This is a genomic window from Streptomyces sp. NPDC041200 (assembly GCF_055591805.1).
The window spans coordinates 1-10,384 of the sequence record NZ_JBVIZF010000088.1; the positions used below are offsets into that span (position 1 = coordinate 1).

Genomic DNA, 10,384 nt, shown 5'->3' on the forward strand with positions numbered 1-10,384 from the left:
GGCCTTGATGAGGGCCTGGGTCTCGCGGGCGTCCTGGGCGGCGTCGTCGTCGCGGTCGGTGTGCTGGCCCAGGACCTTGCCGTTGCCCGCGTCGATGGTGACGTCGTGGCTCTTGTGGTCCTTGCCGAAGACGTCGACCTCCCAGATCAGGGAGCCGTTGCGGTCGGCGGTGTCCAGCTCGGCGGAGGTCGCGGTGCCGGGCACGGCCTTCAGCGCGGCGGCGGTGGCCTCGTCGTAGCTGACCTTGTCGGCCTTGACCTCGGTGCGGTCCTGGGCGGTGTCGTCGAGGTGGCGTTCGTTCTGGGTGAGCTGGACCGAGGACTTCGGGGCGGGGCCGTCGTTGTCCGCGAAGGCGTTCGCGGCGCCCGTGCCGCCGATCAGGGCGATGGCGGCGGCCGTGCCGAGGACGATGGCGCGGGGGGTGAGGGTGCGCTTGGCGGTGGCCTTCATGGTGACGGTTCCTCCGGTTCGTTTCGCGTGGTGTGTTCCGTCGGCGGGCCCTGTCGCGCCCTCCGAACACCCACTACGTTGCCGAACCGAACCTGAACGCAGCCTGAAGTCCTGAAGCCCTCTTCAGGTTCACGGGGCCGAACGGGCGAAGGGGCCGCACCCGCCGGACAGTGGCGGGTGCGGCCCCTTCGGGCTGAGAGGGGGGTGTCAGGCGTGGGCCGGGGCGGGGGACATCGCCCGGGCCTCCGCCTTCGCCTTGCGCGTCCCGTACAGGGTGATGGCCGTGGCACCGGCGACGGCCAGCAGGCCGAGGGCGACGGTGCCGGTCCAGCCGCCCGAGTGGAAGGCGATCGCGCCGAGCGTGCCGCCCGCGCTGCTGCCGGTGTAGTACGCGGTCTGGTAGAGCGCGGCGGCCTGGGCGCGGCCCGTCTTCGCGGTGCGGCTGACCGCCGAGGAGGCGGCGGCGTGGCCCGCGAAGAAGCCCGCGGTGATCAGGACCAGGCCGAGCAGGACGGACGCCAGCGAGTCGGCGAGGCTCAGCAGGAGCCCGGCGGCGGTGGTGCTCACCGCGACGTACAGGGCGCCGCGGCGGCCGAGGCGGCCGACCAGCTTGCCGGTGGTGGCGGAGGAGACCGTGCCCACCAGGTAGATCAGGAAGATCGAGCCGATCATGCTCTGCGAGAGCCCGAAGGGCTCGTCCACCAGCCGGTAGCCGATCACCGTGTAGACGCCGCCGAAGACGGTCATGAAGAGCGCGCCGATGGCGTACAGACGGCACAGCAGCGGGTCGGACAGATGCCGGGTCACGGTGCGGGCCAGCGCCCGCGGGCTGACCGCGGCGGGGGAGAAGTTCCGGGCCTTGGGGATCAGCAGCCGGAAGGCGATCCCGCAGATCAGCGACATGGCGCCGACCGCCGCGAGCCCCATCCGCCAGCCGTAGCCGTCGGCGACCCAGCCGGTGATGAGACGGCCGCTCATGCCGCCGACGCTGTTGCCCGCCACGAAGAGCCCGATCGCGCCGACCAGTGCCCGCGGTTCGACCTCCTCGGAGAGGTACGCCATCGCGGAGGCCGGGATGCCGGCGATCGCCGCGCCCTGGACCGCGCGCAGCGCGATCAGCCAGCCCAGGTCGGGGGCGTACGGCACGACCAGCGCGACCGCCACCGCGACCGTCAGCGAGACGGTCATCATCGTGCGGCGGCCGAACCGCTCGGACAGGGCGCTCAGCGGGACGACCGCCAGCGCCAGTGCCAGGGTGGCCGCCGAGACGCTCCAGCTGGCGGCGTCGGCCTGGACGTGCAGATCGTCGGAGATCGCGGGGAGCAGCGCCTGCGTCGAATAGAGCAGGGCGAAGGTGGCGAGTCCGGCCGTGAAGAGCGCGAGTCTCATCCGGATGTAACCGGGGCGGCCGGGGGCCATGCGCTCGGGGGCAGAAGATACGGGCGGGGCGGAGGCGTCCACGCGGCTGTGGGTGGACGCCCCGGTATCAGCGGGAGGCATGGTTCGAAGGTAAGCACCCAGTCCTGATGCGTCCAATGCACGGAATCGCGATAATCGATCCACTGCTGCATGAGTAGAGGTCAGGGACGTTTATGTCACGCATCCGCAACGAAAACGACATTCCGGTGACAGTCGAGGTCGAGGGTGGGTCGTGGGCGACGGCGCTGACACCCCGCCTCGCCCAGTTCGCCGCCGTAGCCCGACATGAGCATGTCACCCGCGCCGCCCAGGAGTTGGGCGTGCCCCAGTCGACGCTCAGCCGGGCGATGGTGCGGCTGGAGGAGGACCTGGGCGTGGCGCTGTTCGCCCGCCGCGGCCGTACGGTGGCGCTCACCCCGGCGGGGCGTACGTTCCTGCGCTCGGTGGAACGGGCGCTGGCCGAGGTGGACCGGGCCGCCGAGTCCGTACGGGCCGACGCGGACCCGGCGGCGGGCCGCATCGCGTTCGGCTTTCTGCACACGCTGGGCTCGGAGACCGTACCCGGTCTGATCCGCGGCTTCCGCGTCGATCACCCCCGGGTCCGCTTCCAGCTGGTCCAGAACTACGGCCAAGCGATGATCGACCGGATGCGCGAGGGCGGCCTCGACCTCTGTCTGACCTCGCCCGTCCCCGACGCCCCCGACCTGGTCGCCCGCCGCCTGGACGAGCAGCGGCTGCGGCTGGTGGTGCCGTACGACCACCGGCTGGCCGGGCGGCGCCGGGTGCGGCTCGCCGAGGCGTCGGCGGAGCTGTTCGTCACCCTCGAACCGGGGTACGGGCTGCGCCGGATCACCGACGCGCTGTGCGCGGAGGCGGGCTTCACGCCGAAGATCGCCTTCGAGGGGGAGGAGGCGGAGACGCTGCGCGGCCTGGTCGCCGCGGGGCTCGGCGTGGCGCTGCTGCCGCCGCCGGCGGTGCCCCGCCCGGGGGTCGTGGAGCTGACGGTCACGGCGCCCCGGGCGGTCCGTGAGATCGGCGTGGCCTGGCTGGACGGCCACCCCGACACGCCGCCGGTGGCCGCCTTCAAGCGGTTTCTGCTGAGCCGCCGGGGTCAGCTTCTCCACTGAAATCCGCGGTCTTTTCCGGGTAGCGGCCCTCCAGGGGCCCGGTGGCCTCGTCCCGACCGGGGCTCGCGGCCTCGTCCCGGCCGAGACCGGAGGCCTCGTCCCGCCCGAGACCGGAGGTCTCCTCCCGGCTGAGGCTTGCGGCCTCGGGGCTGAGCAGGACGTCGACCCCGGCCCGCAGGAACTGCTCGAAGACGTCCTGGTTCTCCGCCGAGGCCAGCGCGGGCGTCTGGATCGTGCCGCGCATCAGGCTGGTGCCGAGCACCCACGCCACCAGCAGCTCGGCCCGTACCTCGGCGTGCGGACCGTCCAGCCGGGCGGCGAACCGCTTAGTGAACATGTCGGTCAGCTCCCCGCGCAGACGGCCGATGGCCTCGTCGCGGCTGGAGGAGCGGAGCACGGTGAGCACGGGGTGGGGGAAGTCGGCGTCCTTGGGTTCCCCGGCGATCAGGGCGCTGAACCAGTCCGCGACGCAGTGCAGGGGGACGTCGAGCAGCGGCTCGAACACCTTGGAGTTGCTCGACACCCTCTCGAACAGCGCCTCCTTTGAGCCGAAGTACCGGTAGACCAGCGCCGCGTCCACTCCGACGTCCCCGGCGATGTCGCGCACGCTGGTCCCGTCGTAGCCGTACCGGCCGAAACGGAAGGCGGCGGCGGACATCAGGGCGGTGCGCGTCCGCTCGGCGCTGCGCTTGCGCGCGGGCGGGCAAGCGGGTGCGGCGGATGCCCCCGAAGTCCGGTCGTTCGCTGGTTCGTTCACCCGATAGCTCCTCGCGCAGATACGGCCGTTCGCCGGTCGCCCATCCTCCTGGCTCTGCCGACTGTCTCAAAGTCACCGATCGTTGTCAGCGCTTGTTGACTTTCCCTCGGACGCGCCTGCACGATGATCGATAAGTCAACGATCGATGACTTATGGGGTTGGGAGATCATCTGTGTCTGATCGACGTGTCGCCGTAATCGGAACCGGCTATGTCGGACTGACCACCGGCGCCTGTCTGGCGTCCCTCGGCCACCACGTGGTGTGCGCGGACGCCGACTCCCAGAAGGTCCAGCGGCTGCGGCGGGCGGAGGTCGACATCCTCGAACCCGGTCTGCCGGACCTCGTCCGGGACACCGTGGCCACCGGCCACCTGGAGTTCACCCAGGACACCGCGGCCGCCGTGGCGGACGCGGACGTCGTGTTCCTGTGCCTGCCGACACCCATGGGTGCCGGTGGCGCGGCCGACCTGGCCGCCGTCGAGACGGTGGCCGGGGAGATCCGTACCGTCCTGCCGCGGGGCAGCGTGGTGGTCAACAAGTCCACCGTGCCCGTCGGTACGGCGGAGCGCGTCGCGGAGCTGCTCGGCCGCCCGGACGTGACGGTGGTGAGCAATCCCGAATTCCTGCGCGAGGGCCGGGCCGTCCACGACTTCCTCCACCCGGACCGCATCGTGATCGGCGCGGCGGACCGGGAGGCCGGACAGCGCGTGGCCGACCTGTACAGCACGCTGGACGCGCCCGTCGTGCTGACCGACGCCGCCAGCGCCGAGCTCGCCAAGTACGCGGCCAACTTCTTCCTGGCCATGAAGCTGTCCTTCGCCAACAACCTGGCCACCCTCTGTGAGCACTTCGGCGCCGACATCGGCGACGTCACCGACGGCATCGGCTACGACCCCCGCATCGGCCCCGCGTTCCTGCGGCCCGGCCCCGGCTGGGGCGGCTCCTGCCTGCCCAAGGACACCCACGCCCTGCTGACGATCTGCCAGCAGGCCGGGGTCGACTTCCCGCTGCTGCGGGCCACCATCGAGACCAACGTCGAGCACCAGCACCGGCTGGTCGAGCGCATCGCGGCCGAGCACGGGAGCGGCGACGGCTCGCTGCACGGCGTACGGCTCGCCCTGCTCGGCCTGACCTTCAAGGCGGGCACCTCCGACCTGCGCGACTCACCGGCCCTGGCGATCGCCCGGCTCCTCAAGGAGCGCGGCGCCGAACTCGTCGCCTACGACCCGGCGTTGCGGGGCACCACCCGCCCGGACCTGAGCGATCTGCTCACCCTCGTCGACGACCCGCTGGACGCGGCGGCCGGTGCGGACGCGTGCGTCGTCCTCACCGAGTGGCCGCAACTGCGGGACCTCGACTGGGAGGCCATCGCGGGGCGGCTCGCCACGCCCACCGTCCATGACTTCCGCAACCTCCTCGACCCGGTCCGGCTGGAGCGGGCCGGGCTGCGGTGGCACGGCGTCGGCCGTACGCCCGCCCTGGCGTCCCGCGGCTGAGCCGCACGCCCGCGCCCTGGCGTCCCGCGGCTGAGCCGCACGCCACCGCATCCCGAGCACGCACCACACCGCCGAAACAGAAAGGTTCACCCCATGCGGGTCCTGTGCACCACAACCGGCAGCCCCTCCCACGGGCGCGCCCAGCTGCCCCTGCTCCGCGCGCTCGCCGCGGCCGGACACGAGGTGCTGGTGGTCACCAACCCCAGCCTGGCACCGGTCTTCCAGGACGATGACGTCCGCGTGAGCACCGTCATGCCCGACCTCGACCCCCGCGCCCGGATGGCGGAGCACGCCGACGACCTGGCCAAGCTGCCCACGGACGACACGGCCGCGCTGCACACCGCGATGGGGAAGCTCATGTTCCGCGGTATGGCCGGGGGCGGGGCGAAGATCTCCCTGGAGAGCGTCTTCCCGACGGCCAAGGAGTTCCAGCCCGACCTCATCCTGCGCGACGGCATGGACATGGGCGCCTGCCTGATCGCCGAGCGGCTGGGCATACCCCATCTGCCCACCCCCTCCGGGGCCGTCAACATCGTCGACCCGGCCGATGTGCTGCCGTACCTCAACGCCACCCGCGAGGAGGTCGGGCTGCCCACCCACGACGACCCGATGTCCCTCGCCCCGCACGGGCGCGTCGACTGCGTACCGCCGGAGTTCACCTTCGCCCGGAACCTGCCCCCGTCCTGGTCGTACCGGCAGACCGTGGACGTCGAGCGGGCCTCCGTCCTCCCGCGCTGGGTCGCCGAACTCCCCACCGACCGGCCGCTGGTGTACGCCGCCATCGGCACCGCGATGCCGAAGATGCTGGAGATGGGCGGCGCCGAAGACGGGATGGAGCTTCCCCCCGGCTTCCCGGACCCCACGGCCACACTGCGCTCCATCGCGGACGCCGTGTCGCGGCTGGACGACTGCACCGTCGTCCTCACCACCTCCGGCGTCCCCCTGGACACCGACAGCCTGCCGCCGCACGTCCACGTCACCGAGCGGCTGCCGCAGCCGATCCTGCTGGAGTCCGTCGACGTCTTCCTCACCCACGGCGGCTTCAACAGCGTCCGTGAGTCGCTGCGCACCGCCACCCCGCTGGCCGTCCTGCCGCAGTTCGGCGACCAGCACGCCAACGCGCGGCGGGCCGAGGAGCTGGGCCTCGGACGGCACGTCACCGACACCACCCCCGAGGGCATCGCCGCCGTCTGCCGGGAGGTACTCGCCGACGACTCGATCACCGCCCGCGCCCGCGCGGCCCGGCTGGCGATGCTGGCCACACCGGGCATCGAGACCGCCGTCGGCGATCTGGAGAAGCTCGCCGGATAACCCCGCCCTGCACGCCGAACGGTACGAAGCGACCCCCGGGAAGAGACGGACCTCCTCGTGACCACCTCAGACACGACCGAGCGGGGCGCGGCCCCCGACGCGGACGGCCCGCCCGTACGGCTCACCCACCGCCAGATCACGACCGTCATGTCGGGGCTGGTGCTCGGGATGTTCCTGGGGGCGCTCGACGGGACCGTGGTGTCGTCCGCGCTGCGCACCATCGCGGACGACCTCCACGGCCTCACCGCCCAGGCCTGGGTGACCACGGCCTACCTGATCACCGCGACCATCGCGACGCCGCTGTACGGCAAGCTCTCCGACATCCACGGCCGCCGCCCGGTCTACCTGTGGGCGATCGCGCTGTTCACCATCGGCTCGCTGCTGTGCGGAATCGCCACCTCGATGTACGAGCTGGCGGCGTTCCGGGCGGTCCAGGGCCTGGGCGGCGGCGGGCTGATGTCGCTCGCCATGACGATCGTCGCCGACATCACCTCGCCCCGGGAACGCGGCCGCTACCAGGGCTACTTCATGGCGGTCTTCGGCGGCTCCAGCATCGTCGGCCCGCTGGTCGGCGGGGCACTGGCGGGCCGCGAGACCCTGCTGGGGATCGACGGCTGGCGCTGGATCTTCCTGATCAACGTGCCGCTGGCGGTCCTGGCCATCACCGTGATCCTGCGGGTGCTGCGCTTCGTTCCGCACCGTCCGGTGCGGCACCGCCTGGACTACGGCGGCGCGGCCGCCCTCGCCGTCGGTCTGGTCCCGCTGCTCACCGTGGCCGAGCAGGGCCGCAGCTGGGGCTGGGGAGCGCCGCTGTCCCTGGCCATGTACGTGATCGGGGTGCTGGGCCTGGCCGCGTTCGTGCTGGTGGAGCGGCGCATGGGGGACGCGGCGCTGCTGCCGCCGAGGATGTTCCGCATCACGTCCTTCCGGCTCGGCACGACGCTGCACTTCATCGTCGGCATCGGCATGTTCGGCGCGATGACGACGCTGCCGCTGTATCTGCAGCTCGTGAAGGGCATGAGCCCGATCGGGGCCGGTCTCGCCTCGCTGCCCACGGTCGCGGCGAACCTGACGGTCACGCTCGTCGTCGGCCGCCTGATCTCCAAGACCGGGCGGTTCAAGGTCTACCTGGTCACGGGCATCGGCTCGTTCGCCGCCGCCATGGTCGTCTACGCGACGCTGGGCGTGGACAGCCCGCTGTGGCACGTCTCGCTCGGCATGGTGTTCATGGGCGCGGGGCTCGGCGCGGCGATGCAGACGCTCACCACCCTCGCCCAGAGCGAGGTGCCCCGGAAGGACATGGGTGCCGCGACCGCCGGGGTGAACTTCTTCCGCTCCAACGGCGGCACGGTGGGCGCCGCCGCCTTCGTCTCCATCCTCTTCTCGTTCGCGGGAACGCGGATCGGCGACCGCTTCACCGAGGCGCTCCAGCAGCCCTCGTACCGCGAACTCGCCGAACAGCCCGCCAACGCGGAGGCGTTGAAGGCGGCCGTCGGCCCCGGTGGCAAGGTCAACCTGGAGGACTCCGCCTTCCTCCACACCCTCGACCCGCGCGTCGCCAAGCCCTTCCTGGAGGGCTACGTCAGCTCCCTGCAGATCGTGTTCCTCACCGGCGCCGCCGTGCTCCTGCTGGCCTTCCTGATCGCCGCCTGGCGCGTCCCGGACCTCACGCTGTCCGACGAATAGACGAGTGGGCCCGTACGCCTATCCCTGATCCGCCCTCGGTTCGGCACCGCCGTCCGAGGGCGGTTTGGGTTTGGTGTGGAGGACTTCGCGGCCCTGTTGCGCGGCGCGGACCATGCTCTCGCTGATGAAGTCGACGAAGCGGGCCATGCTTTCGAGGCGGTGGGCGGCCGGGGTGTCGGGGCCGAGGATGCCGACGCCCTGCCGCGCGACCTCGACGAGCGGGGCGTTGGCCCGGGCGCTGGCCATCATCGTCTGGTACCAGATGTCGTCGTCGACGACGTAGCGCTCGCGGCGGCGGTCGTCGCGCTCGCGGCGGACGAGGCCCTGGCTCTCCAGGAACGTGATCGCTTTGGAAATGGACGCCGGGCTGACCTGGAGGCGCTGGGCCAGGTCGGACGCGGTGAGGCTGCCCGTGTCGGTGATGTAGAGGCAGGCCAGCACCCGGGACGTCATCTTGGGCAGGCCCGTGTGCATGAGGACGGTCGTGAACGTCTCCTCGAACTCGCGCACGGCCTCGGCGTCGCGCCCGTGGTCCTGCGGGCGCGCCGCCGCTCCCCGGGGCGCGGCCTGCCTGCGACGGCCCGCGCGGCGCTCGGTGGCGCGGTGGGCCAGGTCGGCGCGGTAGGCGGTGGGGCCGCCGTTGCGCATCACCTCGCGCGTGATCGTCGAGGTCGGACGGTCGAGACGCCTGGCGATCTCCGCGTAGGCGATCCCGTCGGCCAGCCCCAGCGAGATCTGCTGGCGTTCCTGCTGGGTGAGCCTGCCTCCGGGCACCGCGGCCTCCTCTGTTGCTGTGTGACGCCTTCAGGGTAGTGGCCACGTCCCCTTCATTGCAACATACAGATGATCTTTCGTTGCGTTGAATTTAGATTCGTTGCAACGAAATCCTTGCCTCTAGCTGCTGTGATGCCGTTCTGATGCAACGAAGTTGTTGCCGGATAGTGGAAAGCAACGTAGCTTTTCCATCGTTCGGAAACAACGAAGCCCAGGAGGCCACGATGCACACGTTCGACACCCCCGCCCCGATCTCCGCAGTCCTCGGCATCCCCGCGGGCCACGTCCGGTTCATCGCCGCCGACCGGGCCGACACCACGGTCGAGGTGCTGCCCGCGAACGCCTCGAACAGCCGCGATGTGAAAGTGGCGGAGCAGACCGAGGTCAGATACAGCGACGGCGTCCTGCGGATCGAGGCCTCGGCGAAGAACCAGTTCCTCGGCAGCTCCGGGTCCATCGAGGTGACGGTCCAACTGCCCGCCGATTCCCGGGTCGAGGCGAAGGCCGCCAGTGCCGAGTTCCGGGGCGTCGGACGGCTCGGCGATGTCGTCCTCGAGAGCGCGCACGGCTCGGTGAAGCTCGACGAGGCCGCGAGCGCCCGCCTCTCCGTCCTCGCCGGTGACGTCTCGGTGACCCGCCTGTGCGGCCCCGCGCAGATCAGCGCCGGAAAGGGCGACATACGGATCGACGAGGCCATGCGCGGCACGGTCACGCTGCGCACCGAGCACGGCGAGATATCGGTCGCCGCCGCCCGCGGAGTCTCCGCCTCCCTGGACGCGGGCACCTCGTACGGCCGGATCCACAACGCCCTGGGGAACCCCGGAGGCGCCACCGACCTGACCATCCACGCGACCACCGCCTACGGCGACATCACCGCCCGCAGCCTCTAACCGCCCGAGCCTCTGAGGAGCGCACATCATGACCAGCTTGGCCATCGCGGCGAACGGGCTGCGCAAGTCCTACGGCGAGAAGAAGGTCCTCGACGGCATCGACCTGGCCGTCCCCGAGGGCACGATCTTCTCCCTGCTCGGCCCGAACGGCGCGGGCAAGACCACCGCCGTCAAGATCCTCTCCACCCTCGTCACCGCCGACGCCGGTGACCTGCGCGTCGGCGGCCACGACCTCGCCACCGACCCGCAGGCGGTCCGCGCAGCGATCGGCGTCACCGGGCAGTTCTCCGCCGTCGACGGCCTGATCACCGGCGAGGAGAACATGCTCCTCATGGCCGACCTGCACCACCTGTCAAAGCGCGAGGGACGGCGGGTCGCCGCCGAACTCCTGGAACGCTTCGACCTGGTCGAAGCCGCGAAGAAGCCCGCCGCCACCTACTCCGGCGGCATGAAACGCCGCCTCGACATCGCCATG

Annotated in this window: 10 protein-coding genes; 6 read left to right on the forward strand and 4 right to left on the reverse strand. The window is 71.5% G+C overall.

What is annotated here, in order from left to right; genetic code table 11:
* Together ACZ6CL_RS42315 and ACZ6CL_RS42320 are read right to left on the reverse strand one after the other, a co-directional pair.
* The coding region (locus tag ACZ6CL_RS42315; protein WP_468946761.1) for a PepSY domain-containing protein at nucleotides 1-450 on the reverse strand (450 nt) is incomplete at its 3' end.
* A gap of 207 nt (nucleotides 451-657) precedes the next feature.
* Complete coding sequence (locus tag ACZ6CL_RS42320; RefSeq protein ID WP_468946763.1) at nucleotides 658-1,950, reverse strand: MFS transporter; 1,293 nt, start codon at nucleotides 1,948-1,950, stop codon at nucleotides 658-660.
* A 92-nt stretch (nucleotides 1,951-2,042) separates the two neighbouring features.
* Here ACZ6CL_RS42320 and ACZ6CL_RS42325 point away from each other — a divergent pair, with 92 nt between their 5' ends.
* Nucleotides 2,043-2,996 (forward strand): LysR family transcriptional regulator, encoded by a 954-nt coding sequence (locus ACZ6CL_RS42325; protein ID WP_468946766.1) that lies wholly within the window; start codon nucleotides 2,043-2,045, stop codon nucleotides 2,994-2,996.
* Here ACZ6CL_RS42325 and ACZ6CL_RS42330 read toward each other — a convergent pair.
* Nucleotides 2,953-3,753, reverse strand: a complete 801-nt coding sequence (locus ACZ6CL_RS42330) for a TetR/AcrR family transcriptional regulator (protein ID WP_468946768.1) — start codon at nucleotides 3,751-3,753, stop codon at nucleotides 2,953-2,955. The genes ACZ6CL_RS42325 and ACZ6CL_RS42330 overlap by 44 nt on opposite strands.
* Before the next feature lie 172 nt (nucleotides 3,754-3,925).
* Here ACZ6CL_RS42330 and ACZ6CL_RS42335 point away from each other — a divergent pair, with 172 nt between their 5' ends.
* The 3 genes from ACZ6CL_RS42335 to ACZ6CL_RS42345 all read left to right on the forward strand — a co-directional run bounded on the left by ACZ6CL_RS42335 (nucleotide 3,926) and on the right by ACZ6CL_RS42345 (nucleotide 8,245).
* Entirely contained in the window at nucleotides 3,926-5,248 is a 1,323-nt protein-coding gene (locus ACZ6CL_RS42335) for a UDP-glucose dehydrogenase family protein (RefSeq protein ID WP_468946770.1), read from the forward strand.
* Nucleotides 5,249-5,341: 93 nt separating this feature from the next.
* Entirely contained in the window at nucleotides 5,342-6,559 is a 1,218-nt protein-coding gene (locus tag ACZ6CL_RS42340) for a glycosyltransferase (protein ID WP_468946772.1), read from the forward strand.
* A 57-nt stretch (nucleotides 6,560-6,616) separates the two neighbouring features.
* The gene (locus tag ACZ6CL_RS42345) at nucleotides 6,617-8,245 is read left to right on the forward strand and encodes an MDR family MFS transporter (protein WP_468946775.1); all 1,629 of its coding nucleotides are present in this window, start codon (nucleotides 6,617-6,619) and stop codon (nucleotides 8,243-8,245) included.
* Nucleotides 8,246-8,263: 18 nt separating this feature from the next.
* Here ACZ6CL_RS42345 and ACZ6CL_RS42350 read toward each other — a convergent pair whose 3' ends face one another.
* Nucleotides 8,264-9,019: a GbsR/MarR family transcriptional regulator gene (locus ACZ6CL_RS42350; protein ID WP_468946777.1), complete on the reverse strand. Its 756-nt coding sequence runs from the start codon at nucleotides 9,017-9,019 to the stop codon at nucleotides 8,264-8,266.
* 224 nt (nucleotides 9,020-9,243) lie between these two features.
* Here ACZ6CL_RS42350 and ACZ6CL_RS42355 point away from each other — a divergent pair, with 224 nt between their 5' ends.
* Together ACZ6CL_RS42355 and ACZ6CL_RS42360 are read left to right on the forward strand one after the other, a co-directional pair.
* On the forward strand, nucleotides 9,244-9,909 hold the full coding sequence (locus ACZ6CL_RS42355) for a DUF4097 family beta strand repeat-containing protein (RefSeq protein WP_468946779.1): 666 nt from the start codon (nucleotides 9,244-9,246) through the stop codon (nucleotides 9,907-9,909).
* Between the two features lie 28 nt (nucleotides 9,910-9,937).
* On the forward strand, nucleotides 9,938-10,384 hold a 447-nt coding region (locus ACZ6CL_RS42360; protein WP_468946781.1), incomplete at its 3' end, for an ABC transporter ATP-binding protein.